Source organism: uncultured Allobosea sp. (assembly GCF_945957345.1).
GTDB lineage: Bacteria > Pseudomonadota > Alphaproteobacteria > Rhizobiales > Beijerinckiaceae > Allobosea.
The window spans coordinates 1-19027 of record NZ_CAMFKW010000070.1 but is presented as its reverse complement, the minus strand read 5'-3'; the positions used below and the strand labels follow the sequence as shown (position 1 = coordinate 19027).

At 66.2% G+C, this 19027-nt stretch carries 23 protein-coding genes; 5 read left to right on the top strand and 18 right to left on the bottom strand.

What is annotated here, in order from left to right:
* On the bottom strand, window positions 1-440 hold a 440-nt coding region (locus tag Q0Q36_RS23120), incomplete at its 3' end, for an ABC transporter permease (protein ID WP_367187196.1).
* Window positions 437-1249, bottom strand: a complete 813-nt coding sequence (locus tag Q0Q36_RS23115) for an ABC transporter ATP-binding protein (protein WP_367187195.1) — start codon at window positions 1247-1249, stop codon at window positions 437-439. The genes Q0Q36_RS23120 and Q0Q36_RS23115, both read right to left, overlap by 4 nt.
* 253 nt (window positions 1250-1502) lie before the next feature.
* Here Q0Q36_RS23115 and Q0Q36_RS23110 point away from each other — a divergent pair, with 253 nt between their 5' ends.
* Window positions 1503-2027, top strand: a complete 525-nt coding sequence (locus tag Q0Q36_RS23110; RefSeq protein WP_265060186.1) for a DedA family protein — start codon at window positions 1503-1505, stop codon at window positions 2025-2027.
* Window positions 2028-2237: 210 nt separating this feature from the next.
* Window positions 2238-2627, top strand: coding sequence for a DUF655 domain-containing protein (locus tag Q0Q36_RS23105; protein WP_293801852.1), 390 nt, complete (start codon window positions 2238-2240; stop codon window positions 2625-2627).
* 220 nt (window positions 2628-2847) lie between these two features.
* Here Q0Q36_RS23105 and Q0Q36_RS23100 read toward each other — a convergent pair whose 3' ends face one another.
* The 3 genes from Q0Q36_RS23100 to Q0Q36_RS23090 form a co-directional block, all read right to left on the bottom strand.
* On the bottom strand, window positions 2848-3078 hold the full coding sequence (locus Q0Q36_RS23100) for a hypothetical protein (protein ID WP_293801850.1): 231 nt from the start codon (window positions 3076-3078) through the stop codon (window positions 2848-2850).
* A gap of 244 nt (window positions 3079-3322) precedes the next feature.
* Entirely contained in the window at window positions 3323-4342 is a 1020-nt protein-coding gene (ilvC, locus tag Q0Q36_RS23095) for a ketol-acid reductoisomerase (protein WP_293801848.1), read from the bottom strand.
* A 14-nt stretch (window positions 4343-4356) separates the two neighbouring features.
* Window positions 4357-5022: a TetR/AcrR family transcriptional regulator C-terminal domain-containing protein gene (locus Q0Q36_RS23090; protein WP_293801846.1), complete on the bottom strand. Its 666-nt coding sequence runs from the start codon at window positions 5020-5022 to the stop codon at window positions 4357-4359.
* 142 nt (window positions 5023-5164) lie between these two features.
* Between Q0Q36_RS23090 and Q0Q36_RS23085 the strand changes: the two genes are divergently transcribed.
* Window positions 5165-5710, top strand: coding sequence for a DUF924 family protein (locus Q0Q36_RS23085; RefSeq protein ID WP_293801844.1), 546 nt, complete (start codon window positions 5165-5167; stop codon window positions 5708-5710).
* Window positions 5711-5728: 18 nt separating this feature from the next.
* Here Q0Q36_RS23085 and Q0Q36_RS23080 read toward each other — a convergent pair whose 3' ends face one another.
* The 7 genes from Q0Q36_RS23080 to Q0Q36_RS23050 all read right to left on the bottom strand — a co-directional run bounded on the left by Q0Q36_RS23080 (window position 5729) and on the right by Q0Q36_RS23050 (window position 11500).
* Window positions 5729-6451 carry a haloacid dehalogenase type II gene (locus tag Q0Q36_RS23080; RefSeq protein ID WP_293801843.1) on the bottom strand — a complete coding sequence of 241 codons (723 nt, stop codon included), beginning with the start codon at window positions 6449-6451 and terminating at the stop codon, window positions 5729-5731.
* Window positions 6452-6561: 110 nt separating this feature from the next.
* On the bottom strand, window positions 6562-7308 hold the full coding sequence (locus Q0Q36_RS23075) for an AraC family transcriptional regulator (protein ID WP_293801841.1): 747 nt from the start codon (window positions 7306-7308) through the stop codon (window positions 6562-6564).
* 72 nt (window positions 7309-7380) lie between these two features.
* Entirely contained in the window at window positions 7381-7608 is a 228-nt protein-coding gene (locus Q0Q36_RS23070; RefSeq protein ID WP_293801839.1) for a hypothetical protein, read from the bottom strand.
* Between the two features lie 2 nt (window positions 7609-7610).
* Entirely contained in the window at window positions 7611-8153 is a 543-nt protein-coding gene (gene ilvN / locus Q0Q36_RS23065; protein WP_047580085.1) for an acetolactate synthase small subunit, read from the bottom strand.
* A gap of 57 nt (window positions 8154-8210) precedes the next feature.
* Window positions 8211-8888 (bottom strand): glutathione S-transferase family protein, encoded by a 678-nt coding sequence (locus Q0Q36_RS23060; RefSeq protein ID WP_293801835.1) that lies wholly within the window; start codon window positions 8886-8888, stop codon window positions 8211-8213.
* A complete protein-coding gene (locus Q0Q36_RS23055; protein WP_293801833.1) occupies window positions 8885-9595 on the bottom strand; it encodes an aspartate/glutamate racemase family protein in 711 nt (236 codons plus the stop codon). Before Q0Q36_RS23055 ends, Q0Q36_RS23060 begins: the two co-directional genes overlap by 4 nt.
* 141 nt (window positions 9596-9736) lie before the next feature.
* Complete coding sequence (locus tag Q0Q36_RS23050) at window positions 9737-11500, bottom strand: acetolactate synthase 3 large subunit (RefSeq protein ID WP_293801831.1); 1764 nt, start codon at window positions 11498-11500, stop codon at window positions 9737-9739.
* Window positions 11501-11835: 335 nt separating this feature from the next.
* Here Q0Q36_RS23050 and Q0Q36_RS23045 point away from each other — a divergent pair, with 335 nt between their 5' ends.
* A complete protein-coding gene (locus Q0Q36_RS23045; RefSeq protein ID WP_293801829.1) occupies window positions 11836-13299 on the top strand; it encodes a diguanylate cyclase in 1464 nt (487 codons plus the stop codon).
* Between the two features lie 3 nt (window positions 13300-13302).
* Here the strand turns inward: Q0Q36_RS23045 and miaA are convergent, their stop codons facing one another.
* The gene (miaA, locus tag Q0Q36_RS23040; protein WP_293801856.1) at window positions 13303-14229 is read right to left on the bottom strand and encodes a tRNA (adenosine(37)-N6)-dimethylallyltransferase MiaA; all 927 of its coding nucleotides are present in this window, start codon (window positions 14227-14229) and stop codon (window positions 13303-13305) included.
* A 12-nt stretch (window positions 14230-14241) separates the two neighbouring features.
* Between miaA and serB the strand changes: the two genes are divergently transcribed.
* Window positions 14242-15129, top strand: coding sequence for a phosphoserine phosphatase SerB (gene serB, locus Q0Q36_RS23035; protein WP_293801827.1), 888 nt, complete (start codon window positions 14242-14244; stop codon window positions 15127-15129).
* On the opposite strand, the gene Q0Q36_RS23030 is transcribed toward serB, so the two are convergent.
* From Q0Q36_RS23030 to hflK, 5 genes are all read right to left on the bottom strand, one after another.
* Window positions 15130-15471, bottom strand: a complete 342-nt coding sequence (locus Q0Q36_RS23030; RefSeq protein WP_293801825.1) for a DHCW motif cupin fold protein — start codon at window positions 15469-15471, stop codon at window positions 15130-15132.
* Window positions 15472-15752: 281 nt separating this feature from the next.
* Window positions 15753-17270 carry a DegQ family serine endoprotease gene (locus Q0Q36_RS23025; RefSeq protein WP_265060201.1) on the bottom strand — a complete coding sequence of 506 codons (1518 nt, stop codon included), beginning with the start codon at window positions 17268-17270 and terminating at the stop codon, window positions 15753-15755.
* Window positions 17271-17430: 160 nt separating this feature from the next.
* The gene (locus tag Q0Q36_RS23020; RefSeq protein ID WP_265060202.1) at window positions 17431-17619 is read right to left on the bottom strand and encodes a DUF2065 domain-containing protein; all 189 of its coding nucleotides are present in this window, start codon (window positions 17617-17619) and stop codon (window positions 17431-17433) included.
* A gap of 18 nt (window positions 17620-17637) precedes the next feature.
* Window positions 17638-18573 (bottom strand): protease modulator HflC, encoded by a 936-nt coding sequence (hflC, locus tag Q0Q36_RS23015; protein WP_293801823.1) that lies wholly within the window; start codon window positions 18571-18573, stop codon window positions 17638-17640.
* On the bottom strand, window positions 18570-19027 hold a 458-nt coding region (hflK, locus tag Q0Q36_RS23010), incomplete at its 5' end, for a protease modulator HflK (protein WP_293801821.1). The genes hflC and hflK, both read right to left, overlap by 4 nt.

The window sequence follows — 19027 nt, the reverse complement described above, 5'->3', positions numbered from 1 at the left end:
CCCTGGTAGACGTTGAAGAACACGATGAAGAAGACGAGCGTGAAGCCGAGCGCCACCTTCGACCAGATGCCCAAGCCGAACCAGAGCGCGAAGATCGGCGCCAGCACGACACGCGGCAGAGCATTCGCCGCCTTGATATAGGGATCGAACACCGCCGAGAGCAGCTCGCGCCGGGCGAAGGCGAAGCCGAACAGGATGCCGGCCACCGAGCCGATGACGAAGGCCAGCACCGTCTCGGTGAGCGTGATGCCGAGATGATAATAGATGTCCGCGCTGGTGAGCTGCTTGAAGGTACGCGCCAGCACCGCACCCGGCGTCGAGAAGAAGAACTGCATCGTCTTCACGTCGCCGAACAGGCTCGTGGTCGTCACGACATGCCAGACGCCCAGGAAGACCAGCATCACCAGGATCTGGAGCGAGAGCAGCTTCAGGCGCCTCATGATGCGTCTCCCCCGACGAGTTCGCGCCCCTCGCCCATCGCATAGGCCTTCTGCACCTCGACACGCAGCGAGGCCCAGATATCGCGATGGATCTCGTGGAAGGCCTTCTCCAGCCGGATATCGGCAATGTCGCGCGGGCGCGGCAGATCGACCTTGTAATCGGCGACGATTCCAGCCGCCGGCCCCGCCGACATCACCACGACCCGGTCGGAGAGCGCGATCGCCTCTTCCAGGTCATGGGTCACGAACATCAGCGCCTTGCGGTCGCGCGACCAGAGATCGAGCAGGAGATTGCCCATGATCTGCCGGGTCTGTGCGTCGAGCGGCCCGAAGGGCTCGTCCATCAGCAGAATCTCGGGATTGCGGATCAGCATCTGCGCCAGGCTGACGCGCTTGCGCTGCCCGCCCGAGAGCATGTGCGGATAGCGGTCGACGAAAGTGCGCAAGCCCACGCGGCCGAGCCATTCGCGCGCCCGCTGGTCGGCCTCATGGCTTGGCACGCCCATCGGCTCCAGCGCGACCTTGACGTTCTCCAGCGCCGTCTTCCACGGCATCAGGGCGTCCTGCTGGAAGAGATAACCGGCGCGCCGGTTCAGCCCCGAGAGCGGCTTGCCGAAGATGCCGACCGTGCCGGCCGAGGGCGAGAGCAGGCCGGCCGCCGCGTTCAGCAGCGTGGACTTGCCGCAACCGGTCGGCCCGACGATCGAGACGAACTCACCGGGATGCACCTTGAGGTCGATGCCCTTCACCGCCTGATAGCGGCCGCCATCGGCGAGATGGAAGGTGATGTCGATGCCACCGAGCGCCACGGCCGGACCATCTGACGAAACCCCACCTGTGCCCGCATGCGCATGCGGGCGATCCTGCAACTCCATGGAAATCCGTTTCCCCGTCAGGCTTGGCCTTCCGCCGCGCCGTCAGCTTTTCGCGTTGCCGGAATTAATAGGCGATCATCCCGGGAAGGCAACGCCTTGCCCTGCGGTAGCGCGTCGCTTGCATCGCGCCAGCGACCCGGCCATATGGCGAGACCGACCCGACCCCGCAGGAGCCGAGCCGAACGCCATGGCCGAACTCGAACAAGCCATGAAGGCGCTCGTCGCGTTCATGCAGGCCAACCAGCAATGGGCGATCCCGATCGTCTTCGCGGTAGCCTTCGCCGAATGCGTCGCGATTCTCTCCTGGCTGGTCCCTGCCACGGTGTTCTTCACCACTTTCGGTGCCGTCGCCGGCGCTTCGGGACTCAATCTCGTGCCGCTCGGGCTCGCAGCCTCGCTCGGCGCCGGTGCCGGCTTCTGGGTGTCCTACTGGGCGGGACTTCTGTTGGGGCCTCGCGTCCACGACTACTGGCCTTTCAGCAAGAATCCGCAACTGCTCGATCGCGGCCATGCCTTCTTCGAGAAATGGGGCGTCGCCAGCATCCTGATCGGCCATTTCTTCGGGCCGCTGCGGGCGGTCATCGCCATCGTTGCCGGCATCGTCGCGATGCCCTCCTGGCAGTTTCAGCTCGCCAACTGGCTGGCCTCCTTCGCCTGGGGCTTCGGCCTGCTCTATGGCGTCGGCCGTCTCAGCGAGTTCCTGGCGCGCTGACCGCGCCGGAAACCTGACTGCCCGGTGAACGCGCCATTCGGAGTCCGTTCAAGCCGGAAGGCGCTTATTCGCGTCGTCGCATCGCGGCACGTCCCCACGGCGAGCCCGGCGCGACACGCTGAACGGCCCCGCGCCGCCAGCGTCGTCCGGCGGAGGGACCCGGCCCCCGGCGGATGCGATGATCCGGGCCGACCCGCGAGGTCTTAAGTCATGACGATGTCTCGTTTCCTCATCCCCCTCGTCGCGCTTGCCGCCATGGGCGGCCAGGCCTTCGCACAAACCGCGACGCCGGCTCCCTCCACCGCCAAGCCGGCCGCGCCCGTCACCGCGCCTGCGGCGCCTGCCACGCAGGCCGCTCCCGCCGCAAAGCCTGCGACCCCGGCCGTGGCCACGCCCGCCGCGGCCCATGCCAAGAAGATCAACATCAACACCGCGACCGCCGCCGAGCTCGACACGCTGAAGGGCATCGGCGAGGCCCGCGCCAAGAAGATCATCGAGGAGCGCGGCAAGGCGAAATTCAAGGATTTCGCCGACCTCGTGAAACGCGGCACGCTGCCCTCGAATGTCGAGGCCGAGATCAAGGACAAGATCACCTTCTGATCGGCGCTCCCCATGGAAAAGCCTCCGGCGCCAAGCGCCGGAGGCTTCGATATTTCAGATCCCGAAAGCGGTTCTGTCAGACCAGCCCGACGATCACCGCCAGCATCATCGCCAGCGACAGCGCCATCACGACGCGGATCGCCATGGGCGTTTCAAGAATGCGCAGATGTTCCATCACTGCCTCCCCTGTCTCGGGCAAACACGAACGCTTTCGCAAAACTCAGTAGACCAGCTTCTCCACGGCGATCCACGCGATCGTCACGAGCACGAGGCCGCCGATCAGCACAATCAGCACCGGCCGGCCGAGAAAGCCTTGCCGCGCTTCGATCGGGGTCTCCACCGCCGGATGGGCGTCGCTGTGATCGTCGGCCCGCATCGGCGGAATGGCATCGCCACCGCGGGCCTTGTCCAAATCCTCGACCGGCACTCTGGGTCGGGTATCGACCGTCATGACCGTCTCCTTGAGGTCTCGCAGGCCTAGCCGGGCCTGCACCGCAAGAGGAACGCCTTCGCCGCAGGACTGTTCCTGCGCACCCGCTGAATAGCGACGGGCGGCAGCCTCTCAGCCACCGCCCGCCGGCAACAATATCGTTTGATATCAGTCGACTGCCGGGTGTTCCGGAATCAAATCCGGAACACCTTGAATCAATCTGGAAAGCCCGCGGCGACCAGCGTCGACGCGAGCTTGCGCCGGATCAGTTCTTGGTCTTGTCGACCAGGGCCTTGGCCTTGATCCACGGCATCATGTCGCGGAGCTTGGCGCCGACTTCCTCGATCGGATGAGCGGCGTAGCGGGCGCGGGTCGCCTTGAACGAGGTCTGGTTGACCTTGTTCTCGAGCATCCAGTCGCGGGTGAACTTGCCCGACTGGATGTCGTTGAGGACGCGCTTCATCTCGGCCTTGGTCTCGGGCGTGATGATCCGCGGGCCGGTGACGTACTCGCCGTATTCGGCGGTGTTCGAGATCGAGTAGTTCATGTTGGCGATGCCGCCTTCGTAGATCAGGTCCACGATCAGCTTCACCTCGTGGAGGCATTCGAAATAGGCCATCTCGGGGGCGTAGCCGGCCTCGGTCAGCGTCTCGTAGCCGGCCTTGATCAGCTCGACCAGGCCGCCGCAGAGCACGACCTGCTCGCCGAAGAGATCGGTCTCGCACTCTTCCTTGAAGGTGGTCTCGATGATGCCGGCGCGGCCGCCGCCATTGGCCGAGGCGTAGGACAGGCCGAGGTCATGGGCGTTGCCGGTCGCGTCCTGGTGAATCGCGATCAGGGTCGGCACGCCGCCGCCGCGCTGATACTCGGAACGGACGGTGTGGCCGGGGCCCTTCGGGGCGACCATCAGCACATCGAGGTCCTTGCGCGGCTCGATCAGGTTGAAATGAACGTTGAGGCCGTGCGCGAACAGGAGGGCAGCGCCTTCCTTCATGTTGGCGTGCAGCTCGTCGCGATAGATGTCGCCCTGCAGCTCGTCCGGGGTCAGCATCATCATGATGTCCGAGACCTTGGCGGCCTCCGACGGGGTCATCACCTTGAAGCCGGCCTCTTCGGCCTTCTTGCGCGTGGCCGAGCCGGCCTTGAGCGCGATGATGACGTCCTTGACGCCGGAATCGCGCAGGTTGAGCGCGTGGGCGTGGCCCTGCGAGCCGTAGCCGACGATGCAGACCTTCTTGCCCTTGATCAGGTTGATGTCGGCATCACGATCATAATAAACGCGCATGGGTGTCTCCTTTGTCACGCGTTGGTCTTGTCCCGGCCAGAAGCGATGAGCCCCGTGCCGTAGAGGGTGAGAAACTGCTCGGTCGCCCGCTCGGAATCGGCGGCGATCTCGGCCCGGCTCAGCGTCAGCGTATCGCCGAGCAGGAGCCGGATCTGGACGTCGCGGCCGGCGAGGCCGAAGAAGGTGCGGAAGGCCGTCTCGGTATCGGCGAAGGCGAGCAGACCCGCCTCGCGTCCGGCATCGAGCACGGGTTTCAGCCGCTCGCCGATGGCGAAGCGGCCATTGGCCAGCACGATGGAGCCGAGATTGCCGTCGCGCGAGGCCGCCTGGCTGATGCCGATGCGGTTGAGCGCGATCGAGGTCGGCGAGGTGATCACCTCAAGCCAGTTCGCGGCGAAGCCTTTCAGGCTCTCACGCAGGGTGCCGGCATCGAGGTTCTGCCGGTCGTAATTGCCCGCCCTCACCTTCGAGGCCTGCCATTGCACGGTCGCGGTGAGCAAACCGTCGCGATCGCCGAACCACTTGTAGAGCGTTTCCTTGGAGCAGCTCGCGCGCCGCGCCACGGCGGTCATGGTCAGCCCGCTGCCCTTCTCGACCATCAGGCTCAGCACGGCATCGAGCACGGCCTGCTGGCGCGCTGTCAGCGCCTCGCCTTGCGTCTCTGCGGAGCCTTGCGTCATGGGCGGAAGAAATCCAGTACCGTACGTTACGGTTCAGGCATCTATCGCAGCGACGGACGGCCCGCAAGCGTTATTCGCGACTGGCGGATGGCTGAAGAAGAATTATCTCTGGGCGAACCAATTCTCAGGAACGGAGCCCTCCATGACCCTGCCCAGCGCCCATGACATCGTCAGCTTCTGGCGCGTGGCCGGCCCGGAGAAATGGTTCGCCAAGGACGAGGCCTTCGATGCCGAGATCACCAAGCGCTTCCTGCCCGCTCATGAAGCTGCGGCAGCGGGCAAGCTGGCGGATTGGGAGGGCACGCCAGAAGGCGTCTATGCGCTGCTGATCCTGCTCGATCAGTTCCCCCGCAACATGTTCCGCAGCAGCCCACGCGCCTTCGCCACCGACGCGCTAGCCGTCGAAGTTGCCGAGCGCGCCATCGCCAGAGGATTCGACAAGGCCTACCAGCCGCCGGAGAAGCGCTTCTTCTACATGCCCTTCATGCATTCGGAAGGGCTCGCCGATCAGGAGCGCTGCATCGAACTCTGCGCCGCGGCCGACGATGCCGACGGCGTGAAATATGCCGAGATCCACCGCGACATCATCCGCGATTTCGGCCGCTTCCCGCACCGCAATTCCGTGCTCGGCCGCCAGACCACGGCGCAGGAGCGCGCCTTCCTCGACGAAGGCGGCTTCAGCGGCTGAACCGCCGCCACCTCCCCGTCAGGCCACAGCCTCGCGATGCGCCTGCGCCATGTCGGCCAGGCTCTTGAAGTGGAAATCCACGCTCGGGCGCTTCTCGGGCACCTGCGTCGCGCCGCTTCCCGTCTTGTCGAAGCGCCGGTCGATCCAGGCCCGCGCCAGACCAGCCTTCTGTGCGGGAACATGGTCGTGGAAGAGGCTCTGCGCGGTATGCAGCACATCCTGCGCGGCGAGCCTGAGATCGGCCGCGAGATGCTCCAGCAGGAAGGCGAAGTTGCGCGGATCGGGCTTGTAGGAACCGATATCCTCGGCCGTATGGATGCCGTCGAAGGTCACGCCGAGCTTGCGGTTGCTGGCGGCGAAGCTCTGGCGATCGACATTGGAGAGGATGACGAGCTTGTAGTGCCGCTTGAGATAGGCGAGCGCCTCGGCTGAATCGGGAAAGGCCGGCCAGTCCGGCACCGAGGCCCCGAAGCGCTCGTTGAGATCGGCATGGATACGCACGCCCAGGTCCCGGGCGAAGCGCGCATGGACCGCGGCCAGCAGCGTCGGATAGCGCAGCGACGGCGTCACCTCTTCCTGCTCGCTCTCGTAGCGGGCGAAACGCGCGAGCGCGTCCTCGCGCTCCAGCACGATTCCGCCGGCGCTCAGCAGCGGCTGCAAGGCGTTCCAGATGCCGGTCTCCCAGTCGATCAGGGTACCGTAGCAATCGAATGTCAGGACTTTGAAATCGGTCAGCTTCATTCTCGGGCGCTCCTCAAGCGGTCATCGCGAGCGCTCAATCTAACAAGCGCCGAAACAGCCGTGATGGGCCGAAACTCCGAACGGCTTGACCGAAACTGCGATGCCGGGGATCAGGCTTCTGCGGTACCCCGGTTCGCCGCGCGGAACTCGCTCGGCGTCAGGCCGAAACGACGCTTGAACTGCCGGTTGAACGAAGCCGCGTTCTGATAGCCGAGATCATAGGCGATCTCCGAGATCGGCGCGGCCGTCGTCGCCAGCCTCTCGGCAGCGCGTTCGAACAGGCGCTGGAGCTGCAACTGCTTGGGCGAGCGGCCCATGGTCGCCCTGAACAGCGCGTGGAACTGGCTCTGTCCAAGCCCGGCCATCCGGGCCATCTGGGCGACGCCTGTGCCCTGCCCCGCCTCGGCTACGTCCAGCACACGCCGCTCCGCGCGCGACCAGGGCTGCGGCCTCTCGTCGGGCTCGACCAGATGCAGCGCCGTCATCGCCATGCGCGCGGCGGCTCCACTCGGACAGGCCCCGGTTTCCACTTCGGCACCGAGCTGGCGGAACATGCGCCACAGCCAGGGCGCGATCGGCAGGAGCGAAGGCTGCTGGCGGTCGAGCAGCGCGGGTGGCGCCTCGCTGCCAAGGCTCGCGGTATCGACGTCGAGGATGAGCATGCTGCAATCGCTGCTCGGCTCGAAGCCGTGCTCGCAATGCCGTGGGATCAGCGCGACGCAGTTATGCGAGACGACGCCCCGGCGCCCCTCGACATCCAGCCGCATGGCGCCCTGCATCGGCAGCAGGATCTGGCTGAAATCGTGATGATGACGATCGCCGCCGCTATAGCTGCGGATTTCGAGCTGGATCGACATCGGGCGCCCCTCCTCCCCAAGTCATGCGCGCCCAGCTCTGGCGAAGCAAGACGGCCTATTTCAGGCGCTGCGTCAACCGCCGGAGGCCTGCTGGCTGGCGATGCGCTGGAGGAAGATCGCCGCGATCGTCAAAAGGAAACCGGCCCACCACAATGGCGAGCGCAGGCTCCTGCCGCTGCCGGGCGGCTCGGCCTGCGCCTTGCCGTTAAGGCGCATCATGATCGGCCAGGCGAAGCAGCCGAGGCCGACGACACCGAGGACCATGGCGATCTGGCTCAGGAAATCCGGAGTCAGTGCCATGCTCACATCGAGTCCGGGCCGCGGCTCATCGCGGCGATGCCGGTCCGCGAGACCTCGGTCAGGCCGACCGCCGTCATCGTCTTGATGAAGCGCTCGATTTCCTCGGTCGCACCGGTCAGTTCGAAGACGAAGGAGGTCAGCGAGGCATCGAGCACGCGCGCGCCGAAAGCAGAGGCGAGGCGCATCGCCTCGACGCGGTGATCCCCCTTGCCGACGACCTTGACCAGCGCCAGCTCGCGCTCGATCGCCTCGCCCTGCTCGGTCAGGTCGACGACGCGGTGGACCGGCACCAGCCTATCGAGATGCGCCTTGATCTGGTCGATGACATTGGCGGTGCCGGAGGTCACGACCGTGATGCGGGAGAGATGCTTCTCATGCTCGGTCTCGGAAACGGTAAGGCTCTCGATATTGTAGCCCCGGCCCGAGAACAACCCGGCGATACGGGCAAGAACGCCCGGTTCGTTGTCGACGATCACCGCCAGGGTGTGGCGCGCGGTCGGCTGGGCCTTGGGAGCATTCGGGTAGTGGGTAGCGGGCTTCGACATGACGGACCTGCAGGCGGGTTGGAGCTGATAAGATCTAAGCGATTGAAACGGGCGAGTTCAGCGGAGATTGACGAGGACGGCTTCGTCGACCTCGTCCTGGGCTACGATCCAGGGCTCTACCAGCGCGGCGGCAAGCCACTCGCGATAAGCGGGCAGCCCGAGCACGGCCCGCATGTAGTCCTGCGAGACCGGATCGACGGCGATGCCATAGGTGTCGAGCCGCGTGACGACCGGCGCGAACATCGCATCCGCCGCCGAGAATTCGCCATAGAGGAAGGCCCCGCCGGCGCCGAAGCGCTCGCGCGCCTGCCGCCACAGGCCGGTCAGCCGCTCGACATCGCGGGCGACGCCGGGGCCGCGATCGCGCGCCGCAAAGCGCTTGCCGAGATTCATCGGGCAGGCACTGCGCAGCGCCGTGAAGCCCGCATGCATCTCGCTGGAGATGGCGCGCGCATGGGCTCGCGCAGCCTTGTCGCGCGGCCAGATGCCGGCCTGCGGCTGCGTATCATGCAGATATTCGCAGATCGCCAGCGTCTCCCAGACGGCGATCTCGCCATCGACCAGCGTCGGCACGGTGCCGCCGCTGTCGGGTGCCGCCGCGAAGACCGCCTCCTTGAAGCCGGGCTCGTCGAGGAGCACGAGCTGCTCGGTGAAGGCGATCCCGGTCGCGCGCATCAGAAGCCAGGCCCGGAGCGACCAGGACGAGTAGCATTTGTTGCCGATCAGAAGCTTCATGCCGCCGCGGCCTCCCACTCCTCGACGAAATCGAGCGCCGCCGAGACATGCAGCGCGGTGGTGTCGAACACGGGCACGGAGACATCGCCCTGCGAGAGCAGGAGGCCGATCTCGGTGCAGCCGAGGATGACGCCGTCGGCGCCCTCCTCCCTGGCTGCCCGCGCGACGATGGCGCGGTAGCGCTCGCGCGACGCCGGCTCGATCCGACCGCGGCACAATTCCTCGTAGATGATGCGATGGACGTCGTCGCGTTCTTCAAGCTGCGGCACCAGGGCCTCGACGCCGAAAGCCCTCAGCCGGTCGCGATAGAAGCCCTGCTCCATGGTGAAGCGCGTCGCCAGCAGCAGCGGCCGGCGTGAGGGCGAAGCCAGCACCGCCCGCGCCGTGACGTCGGCAAGGTGCAGGAAAGGCAGCTTGGTCGCGGCGATGATCTGGTCGGCGACCTTGTGCATGGTGTTGGTGCAGAGCACGAGGCAGGAGGCCCCGCCCTGTTCGAGGCGGCGCGCGCTCGCGGCCAGCGCCGCGCCGGCAGCGGCCCAGTCGCCCTTCGCCTGCATTTCGGCGATCGGTGCGAAATCGACCGAATGCAGCAACACGTCGGCCGAATGCAGACCGCCCGAGCGGACGCGCACGCCCTCGTTGAGGAGCCGGTAGTAGACCGCGGTCGATTCCCAGCTCATCCCGCCGATCAGACCGATGGTGGCCATGGTGTTTTCCTTCACGCACCGCATCCGTCATTCTCGGGCGAAGCAGAGCTTCGACCCGAGAATCTCCCGCCGGAAGGGCGCAGGCTCGCGCCCCACTCCGCCTGAGATGCTCGGGTCAAGCCCGAGCATGACGATGTTGCATCAGACGAGCTGTTTGCCCTTGGCGTCGATGATCTGGCCGGTATCGCCTTCGAAATCGGGCAGGATCATCTCGTTATGCGCCTTGCCCGACGGGATCATCGGGAAGCAGTTCTCTTCCTTGGCGACGATGCAATCGAAGATCACGGGCTTGGGCGTCTCGATCATCTCCATGATCGCATCGTCGAGCTTGGCGGGATCGTCGCAGCGGATGCCGTGGCCGCCATAGGCCTCGGCCAGCTTCACGAAGTCCGGCAGGGACTGCGAATAGCTCTCCGAATAGCGCCCGCCATGCAGCAGCTCCTGCCACTGGCGCACCATGCCCATGTACTCGTTGTTGAGGATGAAGATCTTCACCGGCAGCCGGTACTGCACCGCCGTCGACATCTCCTGCATGTTCATCAGGATCGAGGCCTCGCCAGCAACGTCGATGACGAGCGCGTCGGGATGCTTCATCTGCACGCCGATGGCAGCCGGCAGGCCGTAGCCCATGGTGCCGAGCCCGCCCGAGGTCATCCAGCGGTTCGGCTCCTGGAACTGCAGATACTGCGCCGCCCACATCTGGTGCTGGCCGACTTCGGTCGTGATGTAGGTATCGCGATCCTTGGTCAGCTCATGCAGGCGCTCCAGGGCATATTGCGGCTTGATGATCGTGTCCGAGCGCTTGTAGGCGAGGCTCTTGCGGCCGCGCCAGCCGTCGATCTGCGTCCACCAGGCGGCAAGCGCGGTCTTGTCGACCTGGGCGCCGGTTTCGCGCCAGATCCGGACCATATCCTCCAGCACATGGGCGCAGTCGCCGACGATGCCGATATCGACCTTGACCGTCTTGTTGATCGAGGACGGATCGATGTCGATATGGATCTTCTTCGAGCGTGGCGAGAATCCGTCGATGCGCCCGGTGATGCGGTCGTCGAAGCGCGCGCCGATATTGATCATGACGTCGCAGTCATGCATCGCGAGGTTCGCCTCGTAGGTGCCGTGCATGCCCAGCATGCCCAGCCACTGCTTGTCCGCGGCCGGGAAGGCGCCGAGCCCCATCAAGGTCGAGGTGACCGGAAAGCCGGTCAGCCGCGCGAGCTCGCGCAGCAGCGCCGAGGCATGCGGACCGGAATTCACCACGCCGCCGCCGGTATAGAAGATCGGGCGCTTGGCGCCGGCGATCAGCTCGACCGCGGCCTTGATCTTGTTCAGGTCGCCCTTGACCACCGGACGGTAGGTCTTGTGCTGGTTGTCGCGCGGGCGGCTATAGGCGCCGGTCGCGAACTGGATGTCCTTGGGGATATCGATCACGACCGGGCCCGGACGGCCGTTGGCGGCGACATAGAACGCCTCGTGCAGGATGCGCGGCAGGTCGTGGATGCTCTTCACCAGGTAGTTGTGCTTGGTGCAGGAGCGCGTGATGCCGACCGTGTCGCATTCCTGGAAGGCGTCGGAGCCGATCAGATGGGTCGGAACCTGGCCGGTGATGACGACGACCGGGATCGAGTCGAGCAGCGCGTCGGTCAGGCCGGTGACGGCGTTCGTAGCACCGGGGCCGGAGGTGACGAGCACGCAGCCGACCTTGCCCGGGCCGGAGCGGGCATAGCCCTCGGCCGCATGGACCGCGCCCTGCTCGTGGCGGACGAGCACGTGCTTGACCTTGTCCTGCTGGAAAATCGCGTCGTAGATCGGAAGTACGGCGCCGCCCGGATACCCGAACAGGTGCTCGACACCCTGATCCTGAAGCGCGCGGACGACCATTTCGGCTCCGGTCATCATCTCGCTCATAACGCTCTCCTGCGGCTGGTCTTCTGATCTGTCTGGAATGCGGGCAATAAAAAAGGCCCTCGGAGGGGCCTGGGCGTGCGCTGGCGTCGGGGACGCCCGGTCGTGAAACCGGCCCCTACCAGCGCACCTCTACGAGAATAAGCTTGCGCATCGCGCTCATGATCCTTGGCGAAAGTTGTCGAACGCTAGCGGAGGGCGCGTAGCCGGTCAAGCGTTAACATGGCTAAAGGCTTCTAAAGACCGATCGATCGACCAGTCCGGAAAATGTCATGCCTTAAGGGAACACTTTTTCAATCCGTCGGCCCTAGCGTAAGCGCGCTCGAACCAGGACGGCTATGTATTACGAGGTCCACTCCGAGAATATCGCGGCGCGCGCGCATGCGCCGGAGATCGCGCAGATTCTGCGTCGCTTCGCGCTCCATCGCGATGAGGGCGAGGCCGTGGCCTATGAGGCCCTCGCAGCGGCGCTGCTGCCGGATTTCGGCGATGACCTGATGGTCCTGGAGCCGACCGGGGACGGCGATTATCGCTGGCTGCATTTCGGGCGCGAGATCGTGCGTTATTCCGGCGCCACCCGCCTCGGGCAGCGTCTGTCGGGCATGCGCGAACGCGTCGCCCGTTTCACCATCGACAGCTTCGACCAGGCTCTCGCCGAGGACCGCCCACTCTACACCGTGCACCGTTCGACCCAGGCCGTGCGCGTCGCCTTGTGGGAACGCCTGGTCCTGCCGACCGTCACGCGAGACGGCCGCCGCTTCATCATCGCCTTCAGCCGGCCGCTGCAGTTCCGCGAGGACCTGCTCAACGCGGTGCTCGAAAGCTCGCCCAGCGGCATCGTCGCGATGCGCTTCATCCGCGACGATGCCGGCCGGATCGAGCAGGCCGTCATCGTCACAGCCAACCGGCGCGCCGCCGAACTGAGCGGACGCCCCGAAATCGACCTTCTCGACACGGACGGCCGCGAGACCCTGCCTTTCCTGTCGGATACTTCGATCTGGCGGCGCTGCCTCTATGCGATCGACCTGCAGCGCCCGGACACGCTCGAGGCCTCCTTCACCTTCGACGGCGTCACGACCTGGCTCAGGGTGGCGATTGCTCCGCTCGGCGATGGGCTCCTGCTGACGCTGACCGATATCACCGACCTGACGGTCGCCAACCAGACGCTGCAGATGCGCGCGGCCACGCTGGCGCTCGAGATCGGTCGCGAGCGCGCGACGCGACGCGCCCTGTCGGAGGAGATCGGCCTGCGCGAGGAACGCGAGACCGAACTGCGCCGCCTCGCCGAGACCGACCCGCTGACCGCGCTGCTCAACCGCCGCTCTTTCACGGACAAGGCCAATGCCGCCATCGCGGCGAGCGAGGCCGATGGCAGCGATCTCGCGCTGATCATCGTCGATCTCGATCATTTCAAGCAGGTCAACGACACCTATGGCCATCCGGCCGGCGATGCGGTGATCCGCGCCTTCGCCGACCTGCTGCTCGGCCAGTTCCGCAACCCGCATAATCTGGTTGGCCGCTTCGGCGGCGAGGAATTCGGCATCCTGCTGCAAGGCTGCGATCTGTCCTCCGCGGCGGCTTATGCCCGCCAGATTCAGGACGCCCTGCTCATGCGCTCGATGCCGGTCTCGGAGACGCTGGCATTGAAGGTGACCGCGAGCCTCGGCATCGCTGCGCGCCATTCCGGCGAAGCGCTGGCATCGCTGACCGCCCGCGCCGACCAGGCGCTCTATCGCGCCAAGAACGAGGGCCGCAACCGCCTCGGCCTCGCCGACCCCGCTCCCGTCGCCGAAGCGGCCTGAAGCTCAGAGCCCAAGGCGGCGGACGGCAAGCGCCAGCGCTGCCTCGGGCGCCACGGCCTCCCAGCCCTCCATCTGGTGGCGGAACCACGTCACCTGTCTTTTGGCATAGGCACGCGTATCGGCCTGGCCACGCCGGATTGCCTCCTCCAGCGTAATCTCTCCGTCGAGATGGGCGATCAGGCCGGGCACGCCATGGGCGCGCATGATCGGCAGCAGCGGATCGAGCCCGCGTTCCTTCAACCGTGCGACCTCGTCGAGCGCGCCCTCGCTCATCATCGCCTCGAAGCGCCGGTCGATCCGCTCCCTCACCGTCTCGCGTTCCGGGTGCACGAACAGCCGCAGCGTCGGCAGATCGCCCAGCGGCCCCGGCTCGCGCTCGCCCTGGAAGCTGGCCAGCGAACGCCCCGTCGCCCGAAAAACCTCCAGCGCCCGCATGATCCGCATCCGGTCGCTTGGCCGAAGGCGCTCCGCCATGGCGGAATCGCAAGCCGCGAGCTCGGCATGGAGCGTAACCGTCTCCTGTCCTTCGGCATGAGCCCGAAAGGCGGCTCGCACGTCTTCCGGCACGGGCGGCATCGCTGAAAAACCTTCGGTGACGGCCTTGAAATAAAGCCCTGTGCCGCCGACCAGAATCGGAAGCGAGCCCTTCGCATGGAGGTCGCCGAGCAGCTTGGTCACATCGGCGACATAGCGCATCGCCGAATAGTTCACCGCGCCGTCGACATGCCCGTAGAGGCGATGCGGCACCATCGCCTCCTCCGCCTCGCTCGGCCGGGCCGATAGGACGCGCAGATCGGTATAGACCTGCATGGAATCGGCATTGACGACGGTCCCGCCGGTACGGCGCGCGATCTCGATCGCCAGCGCGGACTTGCCGCTCGCGGTCGGACCTGCGATGAGCACCGCGCCGAATTGCCCTTCCGCCTTCACCCGGTTCCCCACATGCTCGTCGCCACACTCGTATCCGCCCATGGCCAGGCGCTGGTCGGCGAAGCCCTGCTCGCCAGCATCGCGGCCGCCGTACCCGGCATCACCCGCACGGCCGCGCTCGATGGCGCGATCGCTGCCGATCTCTTCGCGGAAGCGGCTGACGCGCGCAAGCTCGAAGCCGAGATCCGGACCGCCCTGAAAGGCGCCGCGATCGACGTCATCGTCCAGCCGGCAGCGACGCGCCGCAAGGCATTGTTCCTCGCCGACATGGATTCGACGATGATCGGCCAGGAATGCATCGACGAGCTCGCCGCCGTCGTCGGTCTGAAGGAGCATGTCGCAGAAATCACCGAACGCGCGATGCGCGGCGAGATCGAGTTCGAACCGGCCCTGCGCGAGCGCGTCGCTCTGCTGAAAGGCGTGCCGCTTTCCGTCGTCGGCGAGATCATCCGCGATCGCATCACGCTGACGCCGGGCGGGCGCGAGCTTGTTCGGACCATGCGGGCGAACGGTTGCTACACCGCCCTCGTCTCGGGCGGCTTCACCGTCTTCACCGGGCCGATCGGAGGGACCATCGGCTTCGACGAGCACCGCTCCAACACGCTCATCGCCGATGACGGTATCCTGAACGGCGAGGTTGCCGATCCCATCCTCGGCAAGCAGGCCAAGCTCGACGCCCTCGTCGAACTGCGCGCCCGCTTCAAGCTGACGCCGGAGCAGACGATGGCTGTCGGCGATGGCGCCAACGACCTCGCCATGCTCGGCGAGGCAGGACTGGGCGTGGCCTTCCGCGCCAAGCCGGCGGTCGCGGCTGCGGCCGACGCCCGGCTCGACCACGCCGATCTCACCGCCTTGCTCTACGCTCAGGGCTATGCGGGCAGCGAGATCGTCCGGGGTTGATCAGTCGACGATGAAGAGCTTCGCGCCGGTCTTGGTCGCGGAGCGATGCGCCTCGGCATTGTCGGCGACCTGATAGCTCATGCCGGCGTTGAGGGGCAGCACGCGCCCGTCCGCAAGCGTGGTTTCCATCTCGCCTTCGAGGCACAGGATGATGTGTCCCTTCGAGCACCAGTGGTCGGCGACATAGCCCGGCGAATACTCGACCATCCGCACCCGGATACGGTTGTCCTCGGGTCCGAAATACTGGACGCGCCAGATCGCCTCGCCGCTGTCGCCGGCATGGCGCTCGGCGGGAATCGTCGACCAGTCGGTCGTGACGAAGGGAATCTCGCTGATCTTCATCTCGGTCTCTCCGGGCGCCTTCCAAATCCGGTAAGCCGGGGCTCGTGTTTAATGCATGCCTCTGCAGGATGGAATCGCGCCATCGCGGATGAACGCGACGTCTCCGTCATGGTCGGGCTTGTCCCGACCATCCACGTCTTCGTCGATGCCGGGCCGTGTTCAAGACGTGGATGCTCGCCACAAGGGCGAGCATGACGGTTGGCATCGCATCACATCCGTGAAGGAACAAAAAAGGGCGGCCCTCCGGGCCGCCCTTTGGCATTCTTTGGATATCGCCGGCCTCAGTTCATCGAGACGGCGACGAAGCGGACTTCGCCCTGGCCGTTCGAGACGAGCAGGAGGGCGGATTTCTTGCCTTCCTTTTTCAGCGCGTCGAGCCGCTTGGTCACGTCCTGAGGTGCGTTGACCGGCTCCTGACCGACCTCGACGATCAGCTCGCCGACGAGAATGCGCTTGTCGGCGGCGTTCGAGTTGGCATCGACCTTGGTGATGACCACGCCCTTGAGACCGTCCTTGATCGTGTAGCGCTTCTTGAGCTCGTCCGTCTGCGGCGAGAACTCGAGGCCGAGCGCGCTGGTCACGGCGGGCTTCGCCGGCTCGGTCGTCGGCTTGTTGGCGGAAGCCGTCTGAACCTTCTCGCCATCCTCGAGACGGCCGAGCTTGACCGTCTTGGTCTCTTCCTTGCCCTTGCGGATCACCAGGATCGGCACGTCCTTGCCGACGGGCGTCGCCGCGACGATGCGCGGCAGGTCGCGCGAATCCTTCACGTCCTTGCCGTCGAACTTGACGATCACGTCGCCCGTCTCGAGACCCGCCGGCTTGGCCGGCCCCTTCTCGTCGATGCCGGCGACGAGCGCGCCGCGCGCCGTGCCCAGGCCGAGCGCCTCAGCCGTGGCGTCGTCGACGGTCTGGATTCGCACGCCGAGCCACCCGCGCCGGGTCTCGCCGAACTCCTTGAGCTGGTCGACGACATTGGTCGCCAGCGTCGAGGGCACGGCGAAGCCGATGCCGACCGAGCCGCCCGTCGGAGACAGGATCGCCGTGTTGATACCGATGACCTCGCCGGCCATGTTGAACAGCGGGCCGCCCGAGTTGCCCTTGTTGATGGCCGCATCGGTCTGGATATAGGTATCGTACGGACCCTGGCTGATGTCGCGGTTGCGAGCCGAGACGATACCGGACGACACCGAGCCGCCCAGGCCGAACGGATTGCCGATCGCCATCACGGGATCGCCGATCCGCATCTTGTCGGAATCGCCGAACTTGACGAAGGGCAGCGGCTTGTCGTGCTTCACGCGCAGCACGGCCAGGTCGACCTTGGTGTCCTTGCCGACAACCTCGGCCTTCAGCCGCAGCCCGTCATTGAAGATCACCGTGATCTCGTTGGCATCCCCGATGACATGGTTGTTGGTGACGACGATGCCCGAGGGATCGATCACGAAGCCGGAGCCGGCCGATTGCGAGCGGCGCTGCTGCGGCGCCTGGCGCTCGCCCTGCTGGTTGCGGCGGTTGAAGAATTCCTCGAACAGATCGCCGAAGGGCGTGTCGGGGCCGAGCTGCGGCAGCTGCGGCAGGTTGCGCCCCTTCGTGTCGTTGGTGGTGACCGCCGAGATGTTGACCACCGCCGGCATGACCTTGTCGACGAGGTCGGCCAACGAGGTCTGCCCCTGGAGGAGCGGCGTATTGGCCTGTGCATGCCCCGGCGCCAGCACCGGCGAGGCCAGCAGCGCGAGACCGGCGACGCCGGCAGCCAGAGCGATGCGGACAGGCCGGACTGCGGAAAGGGTGTTCGATGCCATAGGATTCCTCATGTCGGAAAAAGGCAGGCCGATCGATGAAAGGCATGCACGCCCGGTGCAACAAGGCAAGCGGACGTGCCCGATGATTGAACTCCGAAATACGGCGGAAGGGCGACGCACGATCATGTCATCGAACACGATCATGTGCCCCGCCGCTCCGTCAGCCGCCGCGCGCGACCCAGACCAGGATCACACCGAGCAAGGCCGAACCGATGCCGATGAGCCGCATCCGGTCCACCGGCGTTTCGGCCGCGCTACGGAGGGCATCCTTCGCCAGATGCGGGATCGCGGCGAAGAGAATGCCCTCGATAGCGAAGACCAGGCCGAGCGCCGCGACGAAATCAAGCATCCGCGTCGCTCGCCATGATCAGGGCCGGGCCGGCGCAGGCGCGGCAGGCGTCGCGGGAGCCGCGGCCTGGCCGTCCTGACGCTGCGCGTTCGGGCCGTTGAAGAAACGGAAGAACGGCGAATCCGGCGTCAGCACCATCCGCGTATCCCCCGGCTTGATGCTGGCCTCATAGGCCTGCATCGAGCGGTAGAAGGAGAAGAACTCCGGGTCCTTGCCGAAGACTTCGGCGAAGACCTTGTTGCGCTCCGCCTCGCCCGCACCGCGAATCTCGTCGGAGTGCTGCTGCGCCTCCGCCACGATCACGGTCGAGTCCCGGTCGGCCCGGGCGCGGATTTCCTGCGCCTGCTGGCCGCCGAGGGCGCGGGCTTCCGCTGCCTCGCGCTGGCGCTCCGTCTGCATGCGCTGGAACACCGCCGCCGAGTTCGCTGCCGGCAGGTCGACGCGCCGCAGCCGAACGTCGACGACCGACATGCCGAAGCGGGCGGCCTCCCGGTTCACGTCGTCACGAATGCGGTTCATCAAGCGCGTGCGGTCCGTGCGCACCATCGCCGTGAAGGTGGCCTCCGCCAGAACGGAGCGGACATTGCCGTTCACGATCGAGGCGAGCTGCGAGTTCGCACGCGGGATGTTGTTGACCGCCTGGTAGAAGCGCAGCGGATCGGAGATCCGGTAGCGGGTGAAGGCATCGACGACGAGACGTTTCTGGTCCGAGGCGATGATTTCCTGGGCCGGCAGGTCGAGATCGAGGATGCGGTTATCGAGCAGGGTCACCTGTTCGAACGGGGCCGGGAGCTTGAAGTAGAGCCCCGGCGCCGTGACGACGCTGCGGATCGCGCCGAGGCGCAGGACAAGGGCCGACTGCGTCTGCGAGACCACGAAGGTCGAGGCATAGAGCACGACGGCGACGACGATCAGGCCGATCAGGAGCACGCCGCGCAACACGGGGGAGTTCATCGCAGAGCTCCTCCCTGCTGCTGGCCCGGGGCCGGGCGCCGCTGCTGGAGCTGGTCGAGCGGCAGATAGGGCACGACGCCCTGCCCGTTGCCCGTCGAGTCGAGGATGATCTTGTCCGTCCCGCCCATCACGCGTTCCATCGTCTCCAGGAACAGACGCTCGCGCGTCACGCCCGGAGCCTTCTTGTATTGCTCGTAGACCGCGTTGAAGCGGCTCGCCTGACCGCGCGCCTCGGCGACGGTCTGCTCCTTGAAGGCTTCAGCCGCCTGCGTCAGCTGCGCGGCGCGGCCGCGCGCCTCGGGCACGACGCGATTGGCATAAGTCTGGGCCTCGTTGCGCAGACGCTCCTGGTCGGCGCGCGCCGCCTGGACATCGCGGAAGGCGTCGATGACCTGCTGTGGCGGGTCGACCTTCTGCAGCTGGACGAGGCTGATCCGCACGCCGGCATTGTAGC

Excerpts from the sequence above, each read along its gene's own strand:
- Q0Q36_RS23110 (WP_265060186.1), top strand. The coding sequence starts at position 1,503 with ATGGCCGAACTCGAACAAGCCATGAAGGCGCTCGTCGCGTTCATGCAG.
- Q0Q36_RS23105 (WP_293801852.1), top strand. The coding sequence starts at position 2,238 with ATGACGATGTCTCGTTTCCTCATCCCCCTCGTCGCGCTTGCCGCCATG.
- Q0Q36_RS23100 (WP_293801850.1), bottom strand. The coding sequence starts at position 3,078 with ATGACGGTCGATACCCGACCCAGAGTGCCGGTCGAGGATTTGGACAAG.
- ilvC (WP_293801848.1), bottom strand. The coding sequence starts at position 4,342 with ATGCGCGTTTATTATGATCGTGATGCCGACATCAACCTGATCAAGGGC.
- Q0Q36_RS23090 (WP_293801846.1), bottom strand. The coding sequence starts at position 5,022 with ATGACGCAAGGCTCCGCAGAGACGCAAGGCGAGGCGCTGACAGCGCGC.
- Q0Q36_RS23085 (WP_293801844.1), top strand. The coding sequence starts at position 5,165 with ATGACCCTGCCCAGCGCCCATGACATCGTCAGCTTCTGGCGCGTGGCC.
- Q0Q36_RS23080 (WP_293801843.1), bottom strand. The coding sequence starts at position 6,451 with ATGAAGCTGACCGATTTCAAAGTCCTGACATTCGATTGCTACGGTACC.
- Q0Q36_RS23075 (WP_293801841.1), bottom strand. The coding sequence starts at position 7,308 with ATGTCGATCCAGCTCGAAATCCGCAGCTATAGCGGCGGCGATCGTCAT.
- Q0Q36_RS23070 (WP_293801839.1), bottom strand. The coding sequence starts at position 7,608 with ATGGCACTGACTCCGGATTTCCTGAGCCAGATCGCCATGGTCCTCGGT.
- ilvN (WP_047580085.1), bottom strand. The coding sequence starts at position 8,153 with ATGTCGAAGCCCGCTACCCACTACCCGAATGCTCCCAAGGCCCAGCCG.
- Q0Q36_RS23060 (WP_293801835.1), bottom strand. The coding sequence starts at position 8,888 with ATGAAGCTTCTGATCGGCAACAAATGCTACTCGTCCTGGTCGCTCCGG.
- Q0Q36_RS23055 (WP_293801833.1), bottom strand. The coding sequence starts at position 9,595 with ATGGCCACCATCGGTCTGATCGGCGGGATGAGCTGGGAATCGACCGCG.
- Q0Q36_RS23050 (WP_293801831.1), bottom strand. The coding sequence starts at position 11,500 with ATGAGCGAGATGATGACCGGAGCCGAAATGGTCGTCCGCGCGCTTCAG.
- Q0Q36_RS23045 (WP_293801829.1), top strand. The coding sequence starts at position 11,836 with ATGTATTACGAGGTCCACTCCGAGAATATCGCGGCGCGCGCGCATGCG.
- serB (WP_293801827.1), top strand. The coding sequence starts at position 14,242 with ATGCTCGTCGCCACACTCGTATCCGCCCATGGCCAGGCGCTGGTCGGC.
- Q0Q36_RS23030 (WP_293801825.1), bottom strand. The coding sequence starts at position 15,471 with ATGAAGATCAGCGAGATTCCCTTCGTCACGACCGACTGGTCGACGATT.
- Q0Q36_RS23025 (WP_265060201.1), bottom strand. The coding sequence starts at position 17,270 with ATGGCATCGAACACCCTTTCCGCAGTCCGGCCTGTCCGCATCGCTCTG.
- Q0Q36_RS23020 (WP_265060202.1), bottom strand. The coding sequence starts at position 17,619 with ATGCTTGATTTCGTCGCGGCGCTCGGCCTGGTCTTCGCTATCGAGGGC.
- hflC (WP_293801823.1), bottom strand. The coding sequence starts at position 18,573 with ATGAACTCCCCCGTGTTGCGCGGCGTGCTCCTGATCGGCCTGATCGTC.